Origin of the sequence: Neobacillus muris (assembly GCF_943193175.1) — a bacterium.
GTDB classification, from domain to species: domain Bacteria; phylum Bacillota; class Bacilli; order Bacillales; family Cytobacillaceae; genus Neobacillus; species Neobacillus muris.
In genome coordinates, this window is record NZ_CALPDF010000011.1 from 1 (window position 1) to 23387 (window position 23387).

The 23387-nt window shown below is 42.9% G+C and carries 25 protein-coding genes and 1 rRNA gene; 7 read left to right on the plus strand and 19 right to left on the minus strand.

What is annotated here, in order from left to right; all coding sequences use genetic code 11:
- The 4 genes from NFS43_RS09845 to trpB all read right to left on the minus strand — a co-directional run.
- Positions 1-147: ribosomal RNA gene (locus NFS43_RS09845) — 16S ribosomal RNA — on the minus strand; the annotation flags it as partial.
- Between the two features lie 434 nt (positions 148-581).
- The gene (locus NFS43_RS09850) at positions 582-1337 is read right to left on the minus strand and encodes an SAM-dependent methyltransferase (protein ID WP_251551492.1); all 756 of its coding nucleotides are present in this window, start codon (positions 1335-1337) and stop codon (positions 582-584) included.
- Positions 1338-1493: 156 nt separating this feature from the next.
- Positions 1494-1685: a YitT family protein gene (locus NFS43_RS09855; RefSeq protein WP_251551493.1), complete on the minus strand. Its 192-nt coding sequence runs from the start codon at positions 1683-1685 to the stop codon at positions 1494-1496.
- A gap of 222 nt (positions 1686-1907) precedes the next feature.
- Positions 1908-3077, minus strand: coding sequence for a tryptophan synthase subunit beta (trpB, locus tag NFS43_RS09860; RefSeq protein WP_251551494.1), 1170 nt, complete (start codon positions 3075-3077; stop codon positions 1908-1910).
- A 279-nt stretch (positions 3078-3356) separates the two neighbouring features.
- Here trpB and NFS43_RS09865 point away from each other — a divergent pair, with 279 nt between their 5' ends.
- From NFS43_RS09865 to NFS43_RS09875, 3 genes are read left to right on the plus strand one after another with little or no spacing between them, the layout of a single operon-like run.
- Positions 3357-4106: a DeoR/GlpR family DNA-binding transcription regulator gene (locus NFS43_RS09865; protein ID WP_251551495.1), complete on the plus strand. Its 750-nt coding sequence runs from the start codon at positions 3357-3359 to the stop codon at positions 4104-4106.
- Positions 4103-5014: a 1-phosphofructokinase gene (gene pfkB, locus NFS43_RS09870; RefSeq protein WP_251551496.1), complete on the plus strand. Its 912-nt coding sequence runs from the start codon at positions 4103-4105 to the stop codon at positions 5012-5014. The genes NFS43_RS09865 and pfkB overlap by 4 nt, the downstream gene beginning before the upstream one ends.
- Positions 5015-5032: 18 nt before the next feature.
- The gene (locus NFS43_RS09875; RefSeq protein WP_251551497.1) at positions 5033-6907 is read left to right on the plus strand and encodes a PTS fructose transporter subunit IIABC; all 1875 of its coding nucleotides are present in this window, start codon (positions 5033-5035) and stop codon (positions 6905-6907) included.
- 61 nt (positions 6908-6968) lie between these two features.
- On the opposite strand, the gene NFS43_RS09880 is transcribed toward NFS43_RS09875, so the two are convergent.
- Positions 6969-7781, minus strand: a complete 813-nt coding sequence (locus NFS43_RS09880; RefSeq protein WP_251551498.1) for an MBL fold metallo-hydrolase — start codon at positions 7779-7781, stop codon at positions 6969-6971.
- Positions 7782-7929: 148 nt separating this feature from the next.
- On the opposite strand from NFS43_RS09880, the gene NFS43_RS09885 reads away from it, so the two are divergent.
- Positions 7930-8223, plus strand: a complete 294-nt coding sequence (locus NFS43_RS09885; RefSeq protein ID WP_251551499.1) for a c-type cytochrome — start codon at positions 7930-7932, stop codon at positions 8221-8223.
- Positions 8224-8336: 113 nt separating this feature from the next.
- On the opposite strand, the gene NFS43_RS09890 is transcribed toward NFS43_RS09885, so the two are convergent.
- From NFS43_RS09890 to NFS43_RS09905, 5 genes are all read right to left on the minus strand, one after another.
- A complete protein-coding gene (locus tag NFS43_RS09890; protein ID WP_251551583.1) occupies positions 8337-9116 on the minus strand; it encodes a Cof-type HAD-IIB family hydrolase in 780 nt (259 codons plus the stop codon).
- A gap of 48 nt (positions 9117-9164) precedes the next feature.
- On the minus strand, positions 9165-10124 hold the full coding sequence (locus NFS43_RS09895) for a LacI family DNA-binding transcriptional regulator (protein WP_251551500.1): 960 nt from the start codon (positions 10122-10124) through the stop codon (positions 9165-9167).
- Positions 10125-10165: 41 nt separating this feature from the next.
- On the minus strand, positions 10166-10294 hold the full coding sequence (locus tag NFS43_RS24370) for a hypothetical protein (RefSeq protein WP_277613924.1): 129 nt from the start codon (positions 10292-10294) through the stop codon (positions 10166-10168).
- Between the two features lie 112 nt (positions 10295-10406).
- Entirely contained in the window at positions 10407-10778 is a 372-nt protein-coding gene (locus NFS43_RS09900) for a hypothetical protein (RefSeq protein WP_251551501.1), read from the minus strand.
- A gap of 81 nt (positions 10779-10859) precedes the next feature.
- Complete coding sequence (locus NFS43_RS09905; protein ID WP_251551502.1) at positions 10860-11426, minus strand: MOSC domain-containing protein; 567 nt, start codon at positions 11424-11426, stop codon at positions 10860-10862.
- A gap of 124 nt (positions 11427-11550) precedes the next feature.
- Between NFS43_RS09905 and NFS43_RS09910 the strand changes: the two genes are divergently transcribed.
- Together NFS43_RS09910 and NFS43_RS09915 are read left to right on the plus strand one after the other, a co-directional pair.
- On the plus strand, positions 11551-11742 hold the full coding sequence (locus NFS43_RS09910) for a hypothetical protein (protein WP_251551503.1): 192 nt from the start codon (positions 11551-11553) through the stop codon (positions 11740-11742).
- A 312-nt stretch (positions 11743-12054) separates the two neighbouring features.
- On the plus strand, positions 12055-12696 hold the full coding sequence (locus NFS43_RS09915; RefSeq protein WP_251551504.1) for a lysozyme inhibitor LprI family protein: 642 nt from the start codon (positions 12055-12057) through the stop codon (positions 12694-12696).
- A 182-nt stretch (positions 12697-12878) separates the two neighbouring features.
- Here the strand turns inward: NFS43_RS09915 and NFS43_RS09920 are convergent, their stop codons facing one another.
- The 9 genes from NFS43_RS09920 to NFS43_RS09960 all read right to left on the minus strand — a co-directional run bounded on the left by NFS43_RS09920 (position 12879) and on the right by NFS43_RS09960 (position 21524).
- Complete coding sequence (locus NFS43_RS09920) at positions 12879-13415, minus strand: PepSY-associated TM helix domain-containing protein (RefSeq protein WP_251551505.1); 537 nt, start codon at positions 13413-13415, stop codon at positions 12879-12881.
- 176 nt (positions 13416-13591) lie between these two features.
- Entirely contained in the window at positions 13592-14779 is a 1188-nt protein-coding gene (locus NFS43_RS09925; RefSeq protein WP_251551506.1) for an ABC transporter permease, read from the minus strand.
- Positions 14736-15446, minus strand: a complete 711-nt coding sequence (locus NFS43_RS09930) for an ABC transporter ATP-binding protein (RefSeq protein WP_277613925.1) — start codon at positions 15444-15446, stop codon at positions 14736-14738. Before NFS43_RS09930 ends, NFS43_RS09925 begins: the two co-directional genes overlap by 44 nt.
- Positions 15446-16426, minus strand: a complete 981-nt coding sequence (locus NFS43_RS09935; RefSeq protein WP_251551507.1) for an efflux RND transporter periplasmic adaptor subunit — start codon at positions 16424-16426, stop codon at positions 15446-15448. Before NFS43_RS09935 ends, NFS43_RS09930 begins: the two co-directional genes overlap by 1 nt.
- A 188-nt stretch (positions 16427-16614) precedes the next feature.
- Positions 16615-17886, minus strand: coding sequence for a cytosine deaminase (locus NFS43_RS09940; RefSeq protein ID WP_277613928.1), 1272 nt, complete (start codon positions 17884-17886; stop codon positions 16615-16617).
- A 3-nt stretch (positions 17887-17889) separates the two neighbouring features.
- The gene (gene codB, locus NFS43_RS09945; protein ID WP_251551509.1) at positions 17890-19155 is read right to left on the minus strand and encodes a cytosine permease; all 1266 of its coding nucleotides are present in this window, start codon (positions 19153-19155) and stop codon (positions 17890-17892) included.
- A 290-nt stretch (positions 19156-19445) separates the two neighbouring features.
- Positions 19446-20078 carry a histidine phosphatase family protein gene (locus NFS43_RS09950; protein WP_251551510.1) on the minus strand — a complete coding sequence of 211 codons (633 nt, stop codon included), beginning with the start codon at positions 20076-20078 and terminating at the stop codon, positions 19446-19448.
- Positions 20079-20272: 194 nt separating this feature from the next.
- Positions 20273-20824, minus strand: coding sequence for a GNAT family N-acetyltransferase (locus NFS43_RS09955; RefSeq protein WP_251551511.1), 552 nt, complete (start codon positions 20822-20824; stop codon positions 20273-20275).
- A gap of 166 nt (positions 20825-20990) precedes the next feature.
- Positions 20991-21524 (minus strand): CPBP family intramembrane glutamic endopeptidase, encoded by a 534-nt coding sequence (locus NFS43_RS09960; protein ID WP_251551512.1) that lies wholly within the window; start codon positions 21522-21524, stop codon positions 20991-20993.
- 171 nt (positions 21525-21695) lie between these two features.
- Between NFS43_RS09960 and NFS43_RS09965 the strand changes: the two genes are divergently transcribed.
- Complete coding sequence (locus tag NFS43_RS09965; protein ID WP_251551513.1) at positions 21696-23369, plus strand: ribonuclease J; 1674 nt, start codon at positions 21696-21698, stop codon at positions 23367-23369.
- Positions 23370-23387 lie beyond the last annotated feature (18 nt).

Consider the following 23387-nt stretch of genomic DNA (forward strand, 5'->3'; position numbering starts at 1 on the left):
ATCCCAGTCTTACAGGCAGGTTGCCCACGTGTTACTCACCCGTCCGCCGCTAATCTTCGGGAGCAAGCTCCCAAAGACCCGCTCGACTTGCATGTATTAGGCACGCCGCCAGCGTTCGTCCTGAGCCAGGATCAAACTCTCCGAGAAAGTTGATATAGCTCATAAATTTAAAACGTTGGCTTCGTTTCATAAGAAACGAATATTTTTTGTTGACGTATTTGTTTGTTTAGTTTTCAAAGAACAATTTTCAAAGACAGGAACTTATTATACCGAATAACCAACATCATGTCAATGATTATTTTCGATTTATTTAATTCACTGTTCTGGTGACAAGAATTAATATTATATTACTATATCAATTTTGTCAACTATATTTTTGACCTGCATAAAAAAACATTCATTTAATATTTTCTCGCTGTCAAGAATGATAATATTACTATTACATCAATTATAAGTCAACCCTAATTGTTAAATACCCAAATCAGTACACCTCTCTATAGTTTTTTTATTTACGATACTCAAAGAGTTGGCTTGATCCGGCTAACTTTTTGAGTATCCTGTTGATTACCCCCATCCATTTTTCAGATGGTGTTTTTAAATAAGTATAACCCAAAGCCCAGTGTATCTCTTCCCCAGTTTAAATAGGTCGTTCTCCAGGCGCGAATCCGCTTCAGCATGGCCTCACAGTCCGGGTCATTAGGATTCTCCAAACAGTAATTTTCAATGGATGTGGAATAGAGCCATTCATAATCATCCCATTCATCTTGATTAGCTGTATAGGACCAAAGAGGTATCAAGCCTATGTCTTGACCTGCTTTAACATTATCTGCATGACTTGTTAATTCAGACTCCTCTGCCCCGCCAAGTGCTTCTAAATACTCAGGATGAGGGGGTTGCTTCCAGTATCCTTCTCCTATCAGTATGTATCCATTTTCCTTTACTAGCTTCTTCAGCGCTTGAAGTGTCCCGCTTAAACCATTTAATGCGTGGGTTGAGCCAATACAGATACCTATATCAAAACCACCCTGTTCACAATTTTTTATTGCTGAACGGGCATCGTCCACGATAAAATCAATCTTCCCCTCAGGAATTCTTCCTCCAGCCCGTTTCTTAGCCTCCTCAACAGCACCGCTAAACAATTCAATGGCGGTTCCTGAAATTTGGTAATTTTCCGCTAAGCGAATTAGCAATTCACATCTTCCTGCCCCAATATCAATCACTTTATCATCCGGTTTGGGCGCTATGATTTGACATATTTTCATGATTTTTTCTTCACTCAAAGGGTTGTAAAACGCATGATCACGGTGGGCAATGCTTGAAAATTTATTTCGGTCCAAATTCCAATTCCCCTTTTCTATGTATTACTATCATCTTATATCAGAGCGGACAATTTTCATATAGAATCTTTCATTTTGGGGCCTGTCCCCCACCGCGTTAGTAAGGTAAAGCAAATCCCTAATGGATTCGGATTGATCGATCTATGGTTTGATAGGCTACATAGAAGGTGGCCAAGGAGCAGATGGCTTCCTTGAGACCGAATAGGAATACGGAGCTGTAATGACAGGAAAAGGCTCAAGCTGGCTGGTTATGACGGTTAGTACAAGAATGGCATAAAAGCTTAATACAAAAAATCTTTTTCCTAGGAGTGTATAACCTAATATGAAAAAAGGCGTATTTAACAGCAATAACCAAAGTCCAACTTCTAATCCAGTAAACCGTGAGCTCTGCTGTCATCTATGTAATTTCTATATCTCCTCTGATACATAATGCCCCCATTTTTCCCGCCGCACTACCTTTGTAGTAGGAAATATATTCTAATGAAAATAAAAACATGCCATGATAAACCGATCTTTTAAGAAGAGGTTTAAACAAAAAAGCGATTCGGAGATACGAATCGCTACCTTTATCTATTTATTTTTTAACATTTTATATACCTGTTCTACATCTTTATCGCCACGGCCCGACAAGTTTACAATCATAACATCGTCAGTCGAAAGTTCTGTTGCTAATTTAATAGCATATGCTACAGCGTGGGAACTCTCCAGTGCCGGTATAATGCCTTCTGTCTTACTAAGCAAAAGGAAGGCATCTAACGCCTCTTGGCCAGTTACGGTCACATACTCTCCTCTGCCGCTTGTCTTTAGGTAACTGTGTTCAGGTCCAACACCTGGATAATCCAGTCCGGCAGCAATCGAATACGTCGGCTGCGGGTCCCCATTTTCATCCAAAAGCGTCAAACATTTAAACCCGTGGATCACAGCTGGAACACCTTCTGTTAAAGTTGGTGCCTCTGCTGGTTCAACCCCAATCAGGCGGACATTTTTTTCGTCCATATAATGGGCAAAGGCGCCAATCGCATTGCTGCCTCCTCCTGCGCAGGCAATCACCGCTGTTGGCAGCTTTCCTTCCTTCTCGAGGATTTGCCGTTTGGATTCCTCGCTGATAATCGACTGGAAATGTTTTACCATGGTTGGATAGGGGTGCGGCCCCACTGCAGACCCTAATAAGTAAAAAGTATTTTTATAGTTTTGCACCAAATCCCCTAACGCTTCATCTACAGCATCTTTTAATCGCCCCTGCCCTTTCGATACAGGAACAACCTTTGCTCCGAGCAGCTCCATGCGGAACACGTTTAACGCCTGCCGTTCCGTGTCTAGTTTCCCCATGTAAATGATGCATTCCATGCCAAACATCGCACAAGCAGTAGCTGTAGCGACACCATGCTGTCCTGCGCCTGTTTCGGCAATAATCCGATTCATTCCCATCCGTTTTGCTAATAATATCTGACCGATTGCATTATTAATTTTGTGAGCCCCTGTGTGATTCAAATCTTCCCGTTTTAAATAAATTTTGGCTCCACCTACGTGTTTCGTTAAATTTTCAGCGAACGTCAGTGGATTTTCTCTTCCTATATACTCTTTTAAATAATAGTTAAATTCCTCAATAAACTCTGGGTCATCCTTATGCTTAAAAAATTGCTCTTCCAGCTCATTCATGACCTGCTGCAGATCATCAGGAACAAAACTGCCCCCGAACTCACCAAAATATCCTATGCTCTTTGTACTAACTCCATCCATGCTCTGCTCCACTCCATCTCTACTTTTATTTCGTCCATTAACAGCAAGTTAATTAACAGAATATTACAAATAACATTTTACCACGTCACAACTGACTCGTACAGCAAAGAGACACACTCGCTTTACCGCAGCGGGGGACAGGCCCCCGCTGCAGTAAAGCAATAAAAACGGAAGAGATTGGAACTGAATGTTTTTGCTTGTTTGTGATTGATTTTTAATGAAAATGACTGTATGATAGAAAAGTCATATTTGAAAGCGTTATTTTAGGAGGTGGCCCTTTTGTTGGAGACTGAGCGCCATCAAATGATTTTACATGCGTTAAAGCAAAAGAATACCGTTAAGCTTCAAGAACTAGTGGAGTTGACAAATTCCTCCGAATCCACGATTCGGCGGGACTTAACCCAGTTAGAGAATAGGAAGTTTTTAAAGAGGGTTCATGGCGGTGCCGCCCGGCTGCAAGGAAAACTTCAAGAGCCGAGCATGATAGAGAAATCATCCAAAAACCTTCAAGCCAAGCAGCAAATTGCGAAATATGCTGCCAATTTAATTGAAGAAGGCGATTCCATTTATCTGGATGCTGGTTCCACTGTTTTCGAAATGATTTCCTTCCTGCCAGCCAATATTGTGGTCGTCACCAATGGACTCATGCACGCCAATCAGCTTCTAGATCAAAACATTAAGACCTTTTTAATTGGCGGTTCCTTAAAACCGACAACCAAAGCGATGATCGGGCGAGGGGCTCTGGACAGCCTGGAGCAGTACCGGTTCGATAAATGCTTTATGGGTGTCAATGGAATCCACCCGGAGTTCGGCTATACGACTCCCGACCCGGAAGAAGCCATAATTAAGCAGCTGGCGATTTCATTGTCTCGTGAGGCCTTCATCTTAGCCGATGAATCGAAATTTTCAGAGATTGCTTTTGCCAAAATAGCTGACCTCCATGCCGCTGCCATCCTGACCAATGAGTTAGATCCTGATATAGAGGAACAATATAATAGTAAGACAAAGATAAAGGTGGTTACATCATGATTTATACAGTAACGTTAAATCCCTCTCTCGACTATATTGTAGAGCTTGACCAAGTAAACGTGGGCGGGTTAAACCGCACCAAAAACGAAACCAAACTGCCTGGAGGCAAAGGCATTAATGTTTCCCAAGTTTTAAAAAGACTAGATGCCGACAGTAAAGCGCTAGGATTTATCGGCGGTTTTACCGGTGAATATATAAAAAAAATGCTTGAATCTCTTGAAATCAGCACCGATTTTGTAAAAGTCAACGAAGATACTAGAATAAATGTCAAACTAAAGGCTGACACAGAAACAGAAGTGAACGCCAAGGGACCTGCTATCTCCGAAGAAAACTTTGAAGCCTTAAAGGGAAAAATCCGAAGGCTGACAAGCGAAGATATTTTAGTGTTAGCAGGCAGCATCCCTTCGACCATGCCAGCGGACACCTATGAGGATCTCGTAAAAATCTGCAGCGAAACCGGAACGAAATTTGTCGTGGATGCGGAAGGGGAACTATTAAGAAAGGTACTGCCCTTTAAGCCTTTCCTGATCAAACCGAATCACCATGAACTTGGCGATTTATTCGATACCGTGATTACCACACCTGAAGAGGCGATTCCTTACGGCAGAGAGTTGATTAACCAGGGCGCTCAAAATGTTATTGTCTCCCTTGCAGAAAAAGGCGCCGTCCTGATCAATCAGGAGATGGCCTTGATTTCTTCAGTTCCAAAAGGAGAAGTGAAAAGCTCTGTGGGTGCCGGGGATTCCATGGTAGCTGGTTTTATTGCCACCTATTCCAAAACCAACTCCATTGAAGAAGCCTTCCGTTTTAGTGTGGCTTCTGGAAGTGCTACCGCCTTTTCCATCGGCTTATGCACCCCTGAAAAAATTGACAGCCTGCTGCCACAAGTAAACCTACAACAGATTTAAATAAAAGGAGAAACCATCATGAGAATAACAGAGTTATTAACCAAAGATACGATTAATCTTGGTTTAACCAGCCATGAAAAAGCAGATGTTATCGAAGAATTAGTAACGGTCTTAGACTCTGCTGGAAAATTAGCGGACAGATCCGAATTTAAGAAGCAAATTTTAAATCGAGAAGCCCAAAGTACAACAGGAATTGGCGACGGGATTGCCATTCCCCATGCTAAAACAAAAGCCGTGAAGCAAGCGGCGATTGCATTTGGGCGTTCAGCTGGCGGCGTGAACTATGAGTCATTCGATGGCCAGCCCGCACGCCTATTCTTCATGATTGCTGCTACCGAGGGTGCTAATAACACCCATCTCGAAGCCCTTGCCCGTCTCTCTACGCTTTTAATGAAGGAAGAAGTGCGCAAGCAGCTTTTAGAAGCACAGTCCGCAGAGGATGTATTAACTATCATTAACAGCCATGACGAAGAAGCTGAAGAAGAAACTCAATCGATGGCTGGAAAGAAGGACTTTGTAGTCGCCGTCACGGCCTGTCCGACAGGAATTGCCCATACGTATATGTCAGCTGATGCCTTAAAGGCCAAAGCAGCCGAAATGGGTGTCGACATTAAGGTTGAGACAAATGGATCTGGCGGGGCAAAGAATGTTCTGACTGCCGACGAAATTGAACATGCAACCGCTGTTATTGTAGCGGCTGATACAAAGGTTGAAATGAACCGATTCAATGGAAAGCATGTCATTGAGGTTCCCGTAGCAGACGGAATCCGCAAGCCCCAGGAATTGATTGAACGGGCATTAAAGCAAGATGCCCCAGTGTATAGAGGCGGTGCTGACAAAACGAAGGAAGAAACAGATCAAAAAGGCCGCAGCATCGGGTCAACGATTTATAAACATTTGATGAATGGCGTTTCTAACATGCTGCCATTCGTTGTCGGCGGCGGGATCTTAATTGCCATCAGTTTTATCTTTGGCTTCAATTCCGCGAACCCCGATGATCCAAGCTATAATCAATTTGCCGCAGCATTAAATACCATCGGCGGCGGTAATGCCTTCGCATTAATGGTACCTGTATTGGCAGGATTTATCGCGATGAGTATTGCGGACCGGCCAGGCTTCGCAGCAGGTATGGTTGGCGGCATGATGGCGGCCAGCGGCGGTGCCGGCTTCCTTGGGGGCCTTGTCGCAGGTTTCTTAGCAGGTTATGTAGTAGTTGGATTGAAAAAGGTGCTAGCTGGGATTCCAGCTTCATTAGAAGGAATTAAAACCATTCTTTTATTTCCACTTTTAGGAATTGCGATAACAGGCTTAATCATGCATTTTGTCGTGAACAAGCCGGTCGGAGCGTTAAACACAGCCATTTCGGACTGGTTATCCGGTCTTGGAACAGGGAATGCGGTCATACTTGGGATTATTCTCGGACTTATGATGTCATTTGATATGGGGGGTCCTGTTAACAAAGCAGCATATGTATTTGGTACAGGACTAATTGCCAATGGCGTGTATGAACCAATGGCTGCGATTATGGCGGCCGGTATGGTTCCTCCATTAGGAATCGCCCTTGCCACTACTTTCTTTAAAAAGAAATTCAGCCAGCAAGACCGTGAAGCTGGAAAAGTCAACTACATCATGGGATTATCGTTTATCACAGAAGGGGCCATTCCTTACGCAGCAGCAGACCCCGTCCGGGTGATCCCTTCCGTCATGATCGGCTCAGCCATCACCGGTGCCCTAACCATGTACTTCGGCATTGGCCTGCGCGCCCCGCACGGCGGAGTATTCGTCTTCCCGCTCGTAGACGGCAACTGGCTGCTTTACTTGTTAGCAGTCATAATCGGCGCCATCGTCTCAGCCCTATTACTAGGATTCCTAAAGAAACCAGTAACAAAATAACAACAATTGGGGCCTGTCCCCCGGCGCGTTAACATATTAACGTACTGGGGGACAGGCCCCTTTAATATTCTCTTCGAATGATGCTGATGTTTTCTTCATGAGATTGTTTGGTGAATTTGGATGGATAGGCCATTTGTTTTTCTAGTTCATCCATTGTATCCGTGTCTTCATGCTGAACAGCGGCAATTAATCGGTCTAGATACCTCTCTGAGAGTTGAATCCTTCGCCGGATTTCCTCCTTGGAAGTGGTGGATTGGCCATGTCCGGGGACCAAAACCTCAATCTTATGGTGATCTAGGATACTTTGGGCTTTGCGAAGTGTTTCCTGATACGCCTTCGCACTATGGGAGATAAAGGGAAGTTCAAAATCGGACAGATAATCGCCAGCTAACCAGACTCCAAGCGGCTCTATTATAGTAAATATCCCGTCATGCGTATGGCCAGGGGACAAATAAAAAGTAATGGCTGCATCCCCAATAGAAAGTATTTGTGCATCTTCTTCAACCACAACCTCCACCTCAGGAAAATCAATCGGATATTCTCGGTCAATATAGTAATCGATATCAAATTGGCGAATTTGCTCCGCCGTTTGCTGTTTATCCGGATGTTCTTTCAGTCCCCTGCTGCCAATTATTTTTGCGCCAGGAAAGGCACGATAACCAATAATATGATCAAAATCCCCGTGCGTAAACAAAAGGAAAAGCTGTTTCTCTCCTTGAATTCTTGCGACATGCTGCTTTATTTCCTCCACCTCATAGGGCAGCCAATTGGGATCGGCCACTAAAATGAAATCATTTGCCTCTACCACTGTACAGGTGGTCTGATATAAGCCGCTTTGAAAAACAGTTAGGAATTCATTCTGGAACTGAATCATTTTCCCTCTCTCCTTGCTGAAAGTTAAAAAAGATTTAACAATTGATCGATTTGCAGCTATGTCTTCTATGCTAGATTTACTTTAATGAGTTTTATTGCATATTCTCACTGTGAAAAGATTCTAACAAACTTCATTTGGAGGAAAAAGCATGAAAAGATTATGGCTGGGTTTAGGACTATCCTTGTTTCTTTTAGCAGGATGTTCTTCCAATGCAAGCGAAAAAACATCCGTAAATGGTGAAGCACTCTATAAAAGCAAATGTTTAGCCTGCCACGGAGCGGATTTAAAAGGAAGCTATGGTCCCCCTGTTTTAAACATGGGCAGCAAGTATTCCGAGCAGCAAATAAAGAAAATAATCACCGATGGCATCGGCAAAATGCCAGGCCAAAACGTAACCGAAAAAGAAGCAACAGAACTGACAAACTGGCTAATGAAAAAATAACCAAAATGACAAAATTTAAAATAAGAACATGAAGAGGACCATCCTCTCCATGTTCCATTTAACGCATTAAAGCGGCGGGGGACAGGCCCCATGCAGTTGGCCATCCATGCAGTTTACAGCAGGCCGACCATCTGGAGGCCATGATAGATGCCGTCGTCTTCTACGGATTTAGTAACATATTTTGCCACTTCTTTTACGATTTGTTCTCCATTTCCCATAGCCACACTATTTTCTATGGTTTTCAGCATTTCTACGTCGTTTAAGCCGTCTCCAAAGGCAAATTGCCGCTCCGGAGGAAACCCTAGTATTTGAACGATTTGTTCGATTCCTTTGGCCTTCGAGCCCCCTTTTGGCAGAATATCAACTGATACTGGGTGCCATCTAATAAAGTCAAAGTCCTTAAACTCCTGTTCGTACTGTTTCTCTTCCCCTTCTTGGCAAAATAAGAGAGATTGATACAGCTCACGGCCCTTGTAATAGTATGGATCATAGGTTGGAAAACTGTTTATTTTTAATGTATCTATACTTTCATTAATATAATCGTGTTCCGGAACGTTCGCTTTCATATCTTCATGATTCATATAAACGATAGGATGGTTGTTTTCCACAGCCTCCTCTGTTAGTTTTACCAGCGAAGATATGTTTAAGGGATTGGTATGTATCACTTCCCCATTTAATACAACATATTGTCCGTTATAGCTGACATAGGTGTTAATGTCCAATTCTTTTCGCAAATCCTCAAACATAAATGGAGCCCGTCCAGTTGCGATCGCTACGACATGGCCAAGTTCCTTTAGCTTGAAGATGGATTCTTTCGTGGACTGAGGCAATTTTTTATCATGGTTTAGCAAAGTTCCATCAATATCAAAAAAAATAACACTTTGTTCTTTCACTTTCTGTCCTACTTTCGATGTGTATTTTTGAAGGATCATGCTCAAAGGTTACACCGTTGCTCTTTCAATAAGCTTTACGGACATTTCCTTTTTTGAGACATCCTTGCTGATTGCTTGCAGAAACAGATTCTTCCCCATTTCCACAAGAGGAATTTCAATGGTAGTGATATTCATCATTTTAGCTATCGGTTCATTATCAAATCCAATGATGGCGAGGTCACCAGGAATCGAGATATTATGATTCTGACAGCAGGTCACCATGCCTGCAGCCACCTGGTCACTTGTCACCAGCAAGGCCGACGGCGCTGTATCCAGCTCCATGATTCGATTAATTACTTTTTCTCCGTCTTCAAAATGGAAGCACTCATCCATAATATAAAACGGATGGTGCGGCAGTTTATATTTCTTAAGAAAGTCGCGATAGGCCCGCTCCCGATGTTGGCTGTTTGACCCTGATTTTCTCCCAATACAATAACCAATCCTTCGATGACCTTTATTATAGAGGTAAACGAGTGCGTCGAAAAAGATTTTATAATGATTGACAAACGTCGTTGACAGCCTTTTCTCTTCTAGATTTTCACATAATACAATGGCGCCATATGGCAGATGCTCTTCAATTATAGCCATATCACTGGTTCTCGAACAAATAATTAAAGCATCAATCTGCTTATGTTTTAACATTTGCAAGGCTTCCATTTCCCGGCTGACCAAATAATCGGTTTGAAAAACGACCAGCTTATAATTATGATCAAACGCCAGCTTTGCAATTCCCTTTAAAAGAAGCGCAAAATAGGGATGATCCGAAAACGGAATCACGACACCCAGAAGCTGCGTTTTTCCTTTGCTTAAATGGACTGCATTGATATTTTTATGATAATTCGTGACCCGAATGGCCTCTAACACAGCCTGCCTTTTTTCTTCGTTTACATATGGATGATGATTCAATACACGAGAAACCGTTGTGACGGAAACACCAGCCATTTTTGCCAAATCTCTGATATTGGTCATCTTCTCACCCTTCCACAAGCAAACCAAAGTATAGCTTTATTTTAATTCTTTTCTGGAAAATAATCATCAAATGACTCGATAGGTCTTACCTCCATACTTTGTCCGGCTGACCTTAGACAAAAAAATGCTGCCAAATAGGTAACAAAACAAAGAAACAATAACTCTGCCATAGAAACCTCTCCTTGCTTCCTATATTTGGTTAGAGTGTAATATATGAAACGCATTCCATGTCAAGGCAAAAAAGAAAAAAGGACACATGAGAGTCCTTTTACGTTTTGCCGATTATCGATTCGAAAGTTCTTTTATTTTGTCTACCCAGTCCTTAAAACTGCTGTACTCCTCTTCGTCAAAGCCAAAATGAGTCTTGATCAGTTTAACAGACTCTCTTTCCAAGTCGTGGAACACCCCATCTGCAAAAATCAGTTGAAATAATTCCGCTAAAACGATTTTCTTGGAGCGTTCACTCTTAAAATACTGCAGGATTTCTTCCATTGGAAGCCCTTTAGTCTGGTAGTCAGCAAGATCCATTTCCTTCCGATATTTATCAAGAATCGATGACTCATAAATGGATAAATTCCCATCAATTCTGGCAATGTAAGATGCCAATTCAAGAAACGCCTTTTTCTCCTCCAGCTGCAATTCTGTTAGGAACATACTCTTCATCCTCTACTAATTGGTTTTTTTAGGCTAAATTGAATTTCAAACAATATGGGCAGGATTAATTTTTCCCAATAATCATTGCATTGGATCAGCGTAATCGTTTACGAGGAGCTGAACTTCATCCCCTGCAGCGATTTCCCCTGGGCACTCCACAGCACAGACAATTCCTCTGCGCTTATACCCTGCCTTCACAAATCGGGAGGCAAGTTTCGGCTCATCCCGATAATGTTTCTGAATCTCGGCCCCTGGCAATGTACACGGTTTATTTTCCCCCATACAGATTAATCCTGCTCCATTTGGAAACAAAATTCGAGATCCTATGGTAAGCCCAGTCAATTCCGGTATCCCTGATAATAGGATATTAGCGCCTAACCACTCTGGCTCTAGCTTTTCTATGCCCATTTCCTGTGAAATCAAAGCTAGCTCTTCTTCTGCCACAATCGTGATTTGCCGGCGATTCAATATCTCTGTTCCTTTAGGATACATGGGCTGTCTTGAATCAGCCGGGCGGGTCACGCCAAAATGGCGGTCCTCCTTGATTCCTCCAAAATCTAATTGAACTTCAGAAATCCTCCTGGATACAAATGTGTCCGGCTGATCAGCTATGTAAATTCCTTGCACAGATGCCGTTAATTTTTCCATCCCCATCCCCGCTTTCTAAAAAATCATTCTAATGTTTTGCCCGATAACCTGGACCAATCTTTTGCATAAGAACACCCTAAGTCAAATATGATAAAGATAAGAGTTTAATGAAGGGGTTGTTGTCGTGATCATTTTTAATAAAATTGCTGTCTTTTTCGTCGTTTTATATTCTATTTTCATCATTATTAACACGTATTTAGAAGAAACAGAACGAGTACAATCCAATGTGATTTATTTTTTGATGAACGGGTTTGCTTATATTGTTTCCGCCATTGAGGTTGAAAAAGGAAGACAAAAGCTGGAGGCCTCGCACTAACCATAACACGCAGACCAAATGGTTCTAAAAAAATAGCTCATCATTATATTACACAAAAAACAATGGAAACAGGTGAAAAATTGTAAAATTCCTCCCATAAAAATGAAACAAGCCCGAGCAGGCTTGTTTTTAACTAATTTACTTACTGTTGAGGTTAATACAAAAAATAAGACTTAGAGAAATTTTATCTCTAAGTCTTATTTTTTGTAATCAACTGATTAATCGCACTTTTAGCACAAAAACTTAAAAGGTTATTATTGGTTATGCTAAAATAATTTGTATGGAACAAAAAAAGAGATTGGAGCTGTAGAAATGAAGAAAAGTAAAAGTTTTATTGTAGCAACCCTTTTAGTTATTTTATTGGTTGGAATGTCTGCTTGCAGCAATACCTCTGATCATTCTACATCACTCAAAAATCAGTCGGATGATGATAGCATTTCAGAAAGTACAGACGATTCCACTTCATCTAATGATTCATATACTGACAGTACAGTGAAGTCCGATAAAAGTGATAATAATAATTCGGTTGAAGCATCCATTAATAATGAAAATATGCAGGAAGACCAAACATCAAAAATAACTGGAAGAAGAAACGAGTTTATAGAAAAGTTAGACAACATCCAAAAAGAACTTGACGCTATGCCAGAAAAGAAGGATTCAGATAGCGGTGTAACAAACGCTATGAAAAACTACTATGGAGTTTCTTACGAGAAATATGACAAAGCTTTAAATGAGATTTATGCTTTACTACAAAAAGAGTTATCTCCAGAGATAATGGAAGATTTAAAAGCTGAACAAATCAAATGGATAAACCAGAAAGAAGAAACGGCTAATCAAGAAAGATTAAAGTATAATGGGGGAACTTTTGAAAACGTTGCATTATATATCTCTTTATATACATCAACAAAGGAAAGATGTTACGAATTAGTTCGTACATATATGACAGATCAATAAATACAGGGACAGTGCGGAAAAAGTTGTGTAAATATGTTTTCAGTTTGCATCCATACCATGCGAAATCCATAACCATTGATTGTATAGCAAAAAAACACATTGGAACTCCGTTGTGAAATTCCAATGTGTTTTTTCTTGCGTTTAATGTTCGCACTTCTAAAGTGAACCCGTTAGCTTGTTTTTTATGCTGTTTCTCTTTCCAATCCAGCCTTTTTCCGTTTTCTCTCGGCCCCAAGGATCTTAATAGATAAATAAATCCCTGTTCCTGTTAAGATCATCATGGCTACGGCCACAAGATCAATTAACCATTTAATATTTGTCGTGCCAATTCTTCCCTCATGAAGTTCTCTAATGATTCCCATGAGAGATTGGGATGAGCCTTCCTCGCCAGTGAATCCTGCACCGCGTTCACCGCCAGCAGGGAACTGTCCGTTCATTCCAAATTGTCCTCTTGTTTGACCGTTCATCTGTCCATTTGTTTGGCCATCGGTTGAGCCATTCGCTTGCCCTTCCGTTTGTCCAGAATTTTGCGCCGAATCATTGGTTATCCCCTGCCGCCCTTGAAACTGTCCTGGCTGAAAATTCCCCCTCTCAAAAGTCTGTGTCTGTTGTCCAATCAACCATGGTTCATTCATAATTAATCCCGTAAGAGACTCCAGAAAGATAAAAATGGAACAAATTAATCCAATCCATAAGTGTACTTTTCTTGTGCTTTTCATGAAAATGCTCCTTTTCGTATGATTTTTATAAAAAATTCTTATTTACACCAGATTTTTTCCTATCGCTGCGTAATAATTTGACCCGTTTTTCCCATAGAAAAAACTTTATTTGCGAATTTACTAGTTTTATTTGCGAATCACAGATCAGAAACTGGAATTTGCTAAAACACAGATAGTTATTCGTATCTTAACGCCTGAATCGGATTTAATTTTGAAGCCTTATTGGCCGGGAACATGCCAAAGACGACGCCGACCACTAGTGAGAATAAGAATGATGCCAGAATGACGGTTGAAGAAAAGGAGATGCTTATACTCATCAAGGATGAGACAATCTTTCCTAACCCAAGTCCGATTAGCACGCCGATAAGACCGCCAAGAGCACTTAAGACGACCGATTCAATCAAGAATTGCAAAAGAATATCCCGCCGTTTGGCGCCAATCGCCTTTCTAATACCAATCTCTTTCGTCCGCTCAGATACGGAGACCAGCATGATATTCATGATGCCGATTCCGCCGACCAGTAAGGAGATACTGGCAATTCCCCCGAGAAGCATGGTCATCGTATCTGTAACAGAAGACATGGTATCCATGACATCCTGCTGGTTCGTGACACCATAATCATCACTCTTTCCTGGGTAAAGGTCTGCCATCTTCATTTTGACTTCATTCATGACGAAATCCATTTGATTCTCGTCCTTTGCTTGCAAATAAACGGTGCTAATCACTGTAGAACCAACAAGCCGCTGGCCGGTACTTAATGGGACAATCACGACATTGTCTCCGCTTTGCCCTAGTGAACTTCCTTTCGAAGCCAATACTCCGACCACTTTAAAGGAAGTGCCTTCGACTTGAATATATTGGCCGACAGGATTATCCGTCCCAAAAAAGGTCGATGCCGTTTCTGATCCAAGAACGACCACCTTTTGCCTGTACTCAACGTCCAGATCCGTGATAAACCGCCCTTGGCTGACCTCAGTATCCCGAACGTCGGAATAGGCAGCATTGGTTCCTGTTAAGCTGACTTGAGAAGCAGTCCTGTCTTTTTTCAAATTGACACGCCCTGAAACAACCGGCGAGATAGCCTCAACACCATTTAAATCCCCCAGCTCACTGATTTTATCTTCGGATAATTCAATATCCGTACTGTAGGTATTAACCGTTAATAAGTTCGTTCCTAACGAGTTAATGGAACTTGTCACACTTTTGGTTGACCCCTGGGCAATCGATACGAGCACGATCACCGAAGCGACACCGATAATGATCCCCAGCATCGTCAACACTGACCTGAGCTTATTGCTTTTGATACTTTTTAAAGCCATTTTAATGGACTGCAAAATGCCCAAGCAGCTCACCTCCATTTTCATGCAGCTCTCCATCCTGAATGCTGACCATTCGCTTCGCTTGTTTGGCAATCTCTAAATCATGAGTAATCAAAATGATCGTGTGGCCGGCTTCATTCAGTTCCTTCATCAGCTGAAGAATTTCTTTACTGGTCTTGCTGTCCAGCGCCCCGGTCGGTTCATCGGCCAGAAGAATCGCTGGCTGGCTGGCGAGAGCCCGGGCAATCGCCACCCGCTGCTGCTGGCCTCCAGAAAGCTGGGAAGGCAGGTGGCCTGCCCGCTCCTTCAGCCCGACCTTATTTAATCCATCTAAGGCCCGTTCGCGGCGTTCCTTTGTGGACACCCCAGCATATAACAAAGGCAATTCGACATTTTCCACTGCAGTAAGCTTTGTCAGCAGATTAAAGTTTTGGAAAATAAATCCGATTTTCTGATTGCGGATGGCAGCGAGCTGATTATCATCCATTTTTCCAATATCCTTGCCGTCAAGCTTATACGTCCCTTGGTCAGGTCTGTCTAAGCAGCCCAGCATATTCATTAAGGTAGATTTGCCTGAACCGGAAGGGCCAATAATAGCGAGAAACTCTCCCTTTTCTATCTCGAGTGACACATTATTCAGGGCATTTACCGTTTCGCCGCCTAGCTTATAGGTCTTCATCATGTTCTTGATTTCGATCATTGGGGTACCCATTACTGACCGCCCCTTCCACTCATGCTGCCTCCGCTGGTTCCTCCCATTCTGCCTTGAGGCACGCCGCCGCTAAAGCCGCCCATGCCGCCGAATCCCTGCATGCTCCTGCCCTGCTCAGAAGTAGAGGAGCTGCTGGCTGCCAGAGCTGGCAGCTGAATGGTTTCACCTTCACTTAAGCCTTCGGTAATTTCCACATAATCCTCATTCGCAATACCGGTTTTCACTGTTTTTTGTTCAGTAGCCGCCTCAGAACTGCCGCTGCCATTTGAAGCGGAAGTAACAATCACGTATTTTTGATCACCATTTGTATGAACCGCATCTACTGGTACGTAAAGCGCATCTTCCTTGCTTTCTGTTAAAATGCTGGCTTCCGTACTCATGCCGACTTTTAGGTTTTCAGGGTTTTCAATATGAATCGTTACGTCAAAAGTTGCTACCCCATTGGACGACGTTCCCTCTGCCGCAACGGCCGTCACTTTTCCAGTAAACGTTTTGTCTGGATAAGCGCTGACGGTGATGTCGGCTGTTTGATCCACTTTTATTTTAGAAATATCTAATTCATCTACTTGAATAACGGTTTGGAAATCTTGATAATTCGTCAAATGAGCGACAGCTTGTCCACTTGTTACACGCTGTCCAGCTGCAACGGATACAGATGTGATTGTACCTGCAGCAGGAGCTGTGATCGGGTCGCTTCCATCAGTGAAGGTAATCAGTTCATCTCCTGCGTTCACTTCCTCGCCGGCTGCAACTAATACTTCATCAATCTCTTGATTATCAGCTGCTGCCGTAATATCGGCACTAGTAACAGAGGCAACTGAACCAGACCCGCTGATTTTCACCTCCAGCTTGCCTTTTTGAACGGTTGCTGTTCGAACCTGTGCTGTCGCTTCCTGCGCATTTGATTTTGAATTGAAATACTGAAATCCAACAAAACCAATGACTAACAAAATGATCACTGTCCAAATCCATTTTTTCATATCCATGGCTCCTTTTGATCCACAGCCCAGCAACGCACGCTGAACCAGGGTTGTTTGATTTGATGTACCTATTATCGTGTGGATTCCTTAACTTATCCTTAAGAAAATAAAATAGTTTTCAGAGCTGATCAGACCTTAAAAAGGGGCAAAAAAAAGACCGGAGTTTCCTCTGGCCTTTAAAAATTCCTTTATTTTTTATACGTAACCATTTCTTTTGCACCTTTAATGGTGACCGACGCCTCACTTGGCTTTGTTTCGGCAATGATCCGCCCGTTGCGAATCGAATACCGGACCACGGCCTGCTGGCGGATGGCTTCATATTCATTTTCCGCAGCCAGGACAATCAAGTTCGCCGGCTTGCCAGCTTCAATGCCATACCGATCTTCAATGTTTAACGTTTTCGCACTGTTTTTTGTAATAAAATCAATCGAATTGACAATTTGGTCATAGCCCATTAATTGCGCAGCATGGATGCCCATATGGAGCACTTGCAGCATATTGCCTGTGCCCAGCGGATACCAAGGGTCAAAAATATCATCATGGCCAAAGCAGACATTTAAGCCTGCTTCGTTTAACTCCTTCACGCGGGTCAGACCTCTTCGTTTTGGATACGAATCAAATCGGCCTTGAAGATGAATATTAACTAACGGATTTGAAACAAAGTTAATCGAAGATAACTTTAACAAGCGGAACAATTTATAAGCGTAAGCGTCATTATACGATCCCATTGCGGTCGTATGGCTCGCTGTTACCCGGGAACCCATGCCCCGTTCATATGCCTCTTTTGCGACGACTTCTACAAACCGGGACTGCTCGTCATCAATTTCATCACAGTGAATATCGACAAGACGGTCATATTTCTCAGCCAATTCAAAGGCCTTCTGCATGGATTCAACCCCGTACTCTCGTGTGAATTCAAAATGCGGAATTCCGCCGACCACGTCGGCCCCCATTTTCAAGGCTTCCTCCAGCAGCTGTACTCCATTTGGATACGAGAGAATCCCTTCCTGTGGAAAGGCAACAATCTGCAAATCGATATAAGGAGAGACTTCTTCTTTAACCTCCAGCATCGCCTTAAGGGCTGTTAACTCCGGATCGGTGACATCGACATGGGTTCTGACATGCTGAATTCCCTGTGCCATTTGCCATTTCAAAGCGGTTTTGGCTCTTCCTTTCACGTCTTCTGCCGTTAGAGTCTCTTTTCTTTGCGCCCAGCGCTGGATGCCTTCAAATAACGTGCCGCTGATATTCCACTCCGGTTCACCGGCCGTCAAGGTAGTATCTAAATGAATATGCGGTTCGATAAACGGAGGCAGAACGAGGGACCCGTCTGCATCAAGGACTTGTTGAGCCCCCTCAGCCTCCACATGATTTTGTGTCACTTTTACGATTTTGCCGTCTGCCGTTACAATATTCCAAAGTCCATCTTTTCCTCTAAGCTTAGCGTTTTTAATGATAATCATTTAGTTCACCTTTTTCATTTCTGCTGCTGTAAAGTTGGCTGATTGCATTTGCTTTACTGCGAAAGTTGCCGCTACATAGACAACCGCTGTTCCTATAAGTCCGTTGATTGGGGGAATACCTGGCAGCCATTGGGCGGCTGCCACCCCGGCAGCCCAAGCCAGGATGCTGATCCAATTGACCGCTTTAAACTTCATGTCAGCAAAATTCGGGTAACTGCCCCGGTTCACAATGAAGTAGTCTGCTAAAATAATCGCCCCAATCGATGGCAAAGTCGAGCCTAGCAGCGTCAAGAAGCTGACAAAGTTGTTATACAGCCACATGGCTAAAATCGTTCCGACAATCCCGTTAAAAATAACCATTTTGCTTTTTTTGATTTTAGTAATATTCGAGAATCCTAAACCAGAAGCATATAAAGCATTATCATTCGTAGTCCAGATGTTGAACCCTAGAACAATAATTGCTGGAATAATCAAGCCTTGCACAAACATCACTTCCGAAATATCCGATTTTCCCGTAACAATTGTCCCTACCGCTCCGAATAGGAACATAAGGGAATTTCCGATAAAGAAAGCGATAATCGTGGAGGAAACGGCTGATTTTTTTGTTTTCGCAAATCGGGCAAAGTCTGGTGTTAACGACCCTGCACTAATAAAGGAACCGATACAAACCGTTAACGCTGCAGCCAATCCCATCGTTTCATCCGGCTGATATTGCATCAATCCAGCCATTCCGCCAATCGTGCCCGCTGCTTGAAACATGGAGAAGCCGCCTAGAACCGTAATCGCTGGAACTGCGATAAAGCTTAAAATGGCTAACGCCTTGATTCCAAAGAAGGCCGTTGCCGTCATGGCAATTCCTGCGATGGCAATTAATAAGTACATATCTAATCCTGTTACCTTTTGAACCGGAATGGCAAACATCGCAACCCCTACGCCAAACCAGCCTACTTGAGTCGCCCCTAATAAAAACGACGGAAGATAAGAGCCTTTTTCACCGAAAGCATACCGTGCCAGCAGATGTGTCGAAAGGCCGGTTTTCGCTGCAATATAAGCCAATGCCCCCGTGTATAAACCAAGAATTAAGTTCCCTGCTAATACGATCCAAATAAAGGTTGAAAAATCTAATCCTTGGGATAATGAACCGCCGGACATCATACTGGCTGAGAAAAATGTAAGCCCCAGCATGACCACTAACATGTTCCAAAAACCATTGCGGTTTGCCAGAGGCACCGCCTGCAACGAAAAATCTAAATCTACTTTTTTCATACCAATTCCCCCACTATGTCTTTTGTTATGCTTGAAACTGGTACCGAAGGAATAGCCTTCGATTTAGACAATGAGAATAGAAAAAGCTTCCTGCCGCATGCGACAAGAAGCTTTTTCTGATAAACATAGGTTCATAGATAGGGTCCATGCCTGTTTATCAACATATCCGCTGTCCTTGTCAGCCTCACGGGACTGAATTAAAGGTACCAGTATTTAAATTAACACTATTATTGCAGTAAAAATTCCTGTTGTCAAGATAGAAAATCCCTCACGAGTCCCAAGGCCAGCTCCTACACGTGCTGGCTAATGCTTGGGACATAAATTTTGTCAAACTGATACTCCCCATCCTCTTCGAAAATCTTAATAACCGATGCGTTTTCCACCGGTTTAAAATGGGCCAGACTTTCCACAGGCCAGTCCATGAGAAAGGTTAGCAGCATCTGGATAAAGGCAGCGTGCGTCACAATGACAACATTGTCATAAAGCTGCTGCTGCCGGATCCGTTCTATTTTTGTATTCATAAACATTGAAGCGCGCAAATAAACGTCTGCCAGTGATTCTCCATTGTGATAGCGAAAATAAAATTGTCCTGCTGCTTTATACTCCTTTTTCACTTCCGGTGTACGATTGGTAAAGTCATACAAATTACCAAGCTCCCATTCTCGGATCAGCGGGTTCTCTTTAAACGGAACCTCCTCTGGGAGCAAACGATGGATGGCTTGCGCCGTCTGCTTTGTCCGCAAATAAGGAGAAGCGAACAGGACAGTCTGTTCATTTAGGATTGTTTTCATAAATTCAGCTGTCTGCTCAGCCTGCCTGAAGCCAAGCTCCGTTAAGCTATGCTGTGAATCATGGGTATGTGCCATAACCGTTCGGTCCACATTATGCTCTGATTCCCCATGACGGATGACGTAAATATTCACTGCTTTCCACCCCTTCTTATTTCAAAAGACCAAAATACCCTAACATTGGATATTTTAACTTTATATTCCATTTTAACATGATAACAGGAAGAAGTTGATGATCTATTTTTAAAAAATTCAGATAAAATCCTAAGCAGGTCTATCCCCATTAAAAATAGCCTGGGTTTCCCCAAGCTATTTCACTAGGCTACAGTCTATTCTGTCCATTCCCGTCTCAATAAGCCCATGGTAAAAACATCTTGAAACTGGCCGAATCGGAAAAGTTCTTCTCTTAAAATCCCTTCCGTTTTAAATCCGCATTTTTCATAGGAACGAATGGCTCTTTGATTAAATCCAAACACATGAAGCTTAATCTTATTGATATTCATATAGTTAAAGATAAACGACACTAATGTTTGCATCGCATCCGTCCCATAGCCTTTGCCTTGATAATCTGGACCGATGGAAATCCCCACGAAACAGGTGCCATTCTTCCAATTCACTCCATAAACCGCAATGGAGCCGATGAATAGAGGCTGGTCTCTCAAACGGATCGCAAACGTGTACTCATCGTTATCGGAACTAATGCCTTCTAAAAATCCTTCATGATCCTTTTGAGTCGGTGGAAATGGAATTCCATCATTCATCAATAGCCGGCTTTCCATTACATCCTCAATCAAATAGAACTCCTCAAAGTCCTCCGGTGTAATCCGATTTAAAACAATCTCATTTCCTGTTAAAAATTTTTCGCTGTAATTTCGTATCAACCTGGTTTCCCCCAATTTGTGATGGGGTTAGCAGTATAGGGTAAAAGTCTACTGTAACCCCTTGATGTTTTGATCGTTTATGCGAAAAACATCCACTGCAATGCTCGATAGCATAGGTCACATCTCCTTTAATCATATTAAGTTCAGTTTATCCTATTCCGAAAGTTTAGACAATTAAAATTTCCGCTAAACTGCTTATTCGGCAGTAACCTGCCCACTTATTTCGAAAAAATCCGCTATAGCGGGGGGCTAAAGTGAAGGCAAGCGATGTAAGAATAATCGCATATGCCGGCTTCATCACCCAGGTAAACCGGTTCTGAAACAATCCTCGAAACGTGATTTCTTCCCCTAAAGCCAGCACAAGCAGACTAAGCACTAGCCCAATATTGAAATCTTGTAATAAGGGTACCCGGTCTTTGACGTGCTCAGCCACCTCCGGCAGCAATGTATTAAAAATCAGTATGTAACCGCACTGGAAAACCACCGAAACAAGAAGAATCGGCAGCCAGCTCTGTTTGATATCCTGCAGCAGAGTTTTCCCCTTCATTCCGGCATTCCCTCTGTTGCGGAGCTTTGCTTCTACAAAAAAATAAATGATGGGGATAATGACAAAAATCCCTTTCACAGCTGGCATAAATAAAGCTGTCACCACAATCAATAGTAATAGTACAGTACTTTCAACCAATGGCCTTTTTTCCAAACAATCACCTTCTAATAAAAGTTATAGGGATATTTTACTATTTTTTAAAAATTATTACTATAAAAAAACAAACCATGATCCGATCAGCTAAAAATTTTCAATTTTTAGCTGATCGGATCATTTTTTTAATGGAATACTAACCATATATTTGAACTTTGGGAGGTTTTCGTGATGGGAACCAATGAGAATAGCCTGTCTGTTTTTGCCTTAGGCGGCATTGATGAAATCGGGAAAAATATGTATGTCGTTCAATACGGCGACGATATCGTTATCATTGACTGCGGCGGCAAGTTTCCAGATGAAAGTCTGTTAGGAATCGACCTCATCATACCGGATATGACTTATTTAGAAGGGAATCGTGAAAAAATTCGCGGTTTAGTGGTAACGCATGGCCATGAGGATCATATCGGCGGCATTCCCTATTTGCTTAAAAAAATCAATGTTCCGATATATGCCACTCGGTTCACATTAGGATTGATCGAATTAAAATTGGATGAACACCGGCTAAACAGGGATACCAAATTGACTGCCATTGATTCGGATTCAAAGCTGGAACTAGGGAAGCTGACCGTTTCGTTTTTTCGGGTCAGCCATAGTATTCCGGATTGTCTTGGCATTGTTTTTGATACACCTGAAGGAATTCTTGTTCATACAGGGGATTTCAAATTTGATTTGACCCCGGAAAACCATCAATATTCCGATATTCATAAAATGGCGGAACTGGGGCGCCGCGGCGTCCTGGCATTGGTATCGGAGAGCACCAATGCCGAACGTCCCGGCCTGACCCCATCCGAGCGCATGGTTGGAGAAAATGTTTATGAGGCGTTCCTTCGGGCAGAAGGGAAAATTTTTATTTCTACGTTTGCCTCTAATGTCAATCGGGTCCAGCAAGTCGTGGATGCCTGCATAAAGACCAATCGCAAGCTTGCCCTGCTCGGCCGCAGTATGGTGAATGTAGTCGATGTGGCGATTGAACGCGGTTATTTGACGGTCCCGGAAGGAATGCTGATTGAGCCGAATGAAATGGACCGGCTCCCTTCTGAACAAGTGGCTATTCTTTGTACCGGGAGCCAGGGAGAACCCATGGCAGCGCTGGCCCGGCTGGCAGCTGGCAGCTATCGGGATGCCTCAATTCATCCTGGGGATACGGTTATTTTGGCGGCATCGCCCATTCCGGGAAATGAAAAAGATGTGTCCCGTATCATTGATAATTTGTTCCGGCTTGGGGCCAAGGTAATTTATGGATCGGGAAGTTCTACGGGCATGCATGTTTCCGGACATGGCTACCAAGAGGATTTGAAATTGATGATTACCTTAATCAAACCGACCTATTTCATTCCGGTGCACGGGGAGCACAGAATGCTGCATCATCACCAGCAGCTGGCCGAATCCGTTGGCGTGGAAAAAGGGAACACCTTCATTATTAAAAATGGCGATGTGGTGGATTTCGAAAACGGAAGGGCTCGGCAGACAAGGTCCATTCCTGCAGGTGACACGTATGTGGACGGCATGGGGATTGGCGATATTGGAGACATCGTCCTTCGCGACCGCAGACAGTTATCGGAAGACGGCATGCTGGCCATCGTCTTAACACTCAGTAAATTGGAACCAAAGATCATTTCCGGACCCGACACCATTACCCGGGGATTTGTCTATGTCAAGAACTCCGAGGACCTTATTAAAGAGGTCAACCGGCTCGTCAAAAAGACAGTGGATGAGCAATCTCCTGAAAACATCCGTCAATGGAGCGTCCTGAAGCAAGCCATCAAAAAAACCGTCGGCCAATACCTCTATGCCCAAACCAAACGCAAACCGATGATCCTGCCCGTTATCATTGAAATATAAAGACACGGGGACCATCAG

What these genes read in the sequence shown, in the direction of transcription:
- trpB (WP_251551494.1), bottom strand. Translation starts at nt 3,077, where the DNA reads ATGGATGGAGTTAGTACAAAGAGCATAGGATATTTTGGTGAGTTCGGG.
- pfkB (WP_251551496.1), top strand. Translation starts at nt 4,103, where the DNA reads ATGATTTATACAGTAACGTTAAATCCCTCTCTCGACTATATTGTAGAG.
- NFS43_RS09875 (WP_251551497.1), top strand. Translation starts at nt 5,033, where the DNA reads ATGAGAATAACAGAGTTATTAACCAAAGATACGATTAATCTTGGTTTA.
- NFS43_RS09880 (WP_251551498.1), bottom strand. Translation starts at nt 7,781, where the DNA reads ATGATTCAGTTCCAGAATGAATTCCTAACTGTTTTTCAAAGCGGCTTA.
- NFS43_RS09885 (WP_251551499.1), top strand. Translation starts at nt 7,930, where the DNA reads ATGAAAAGATTATGGCTGGGTTTAGGACTATCCTTGTTTCTTTTAGCA.
- NFS43_RS09895 (WP_251551500.1), bottom strand. Translation starts at nt 10,124, where the DNA reads ATGACCAATATCAGAGATTTGGCAAAAATGGCTGGTGTTTCCGTCACA.
- NFS43_RS24370 (WP_277613924.1), bottom strand. Translation starts at nt 10,294, where the DNA reads ATGGCAGAGTTATTGTTTCTTTGTTTTGTTACCTATTTGGCAGCATTT.
- NFS43_RS09900 (WP_251551501.1), bottom strand. Translation starts at nt 10,778, where the DNA reads ATGTTCCTAACAGAATTGCAGCTGGAGGAGAAAAAGGCGTTTCTTGAA.
- NFS43_RS09905 (WP_251551502.1), bottom strand. Translation starts at nt 11,426, where the DNA reads ATGGAAAAATTAACGGCATCTGTGCAAGGAATTTACATAGCTGATCAG.
- NFS43_RS09915 (WP_251551504.1), top strand. Translation starts at nt 12,055, where the DNA reads ATGAAGAAAAGTAAAAGTTTTATTGTAGCAACCCTTTTAGTTATTTTA.
- NFS43_RS09920 (WP_251551505.1), bottom strand. Translation starts at nt 13,415, where the DNA reads ATGAAAAGCACAAGAAAAGTACACTTATGGATTGGATTAATTTGTTCC.
- NFS43_RS09925 (WP_251551506.1), bottom strand. Translation starts at nt 14,779, where the DNA reads ATGAAAATGGAGGTGAGCTGCTTGGGCATTTTGCAGTCCATTAAAATG.
- NFS43_RS09930 (WP_277613925.1), bottom strand. Translation starts at nt 15,446, where the DNA reads ATGGGTACCCCAATGATCGAAATCAAGAACATGATGAAGACCTATAAG.
- NFS43_RS09935 (WP_251551507.1), bottom strand. Translation starts at nt 16,426, where the DNA reads ATGAAAAAATGGATTTGGACAGTGATCATTTTGTTAGTCATTGGTTTT.
- codB (WP_251551509.1), bottom strand. Translation starts at nt 19,155, where the DNA reads ATGAAAAAAGTAGATTTAGATTTTTCGTTGCAGGCGGTGCCTCTGGCA.
- NFS43_RS09965 (WP_251551513.1), top strand. Translation starts at nt 21,696, where the DNA reads ATGGGAACCAATGAGAATAGCCTGTCTGTTTTTGCCTTAGGCGGCATT.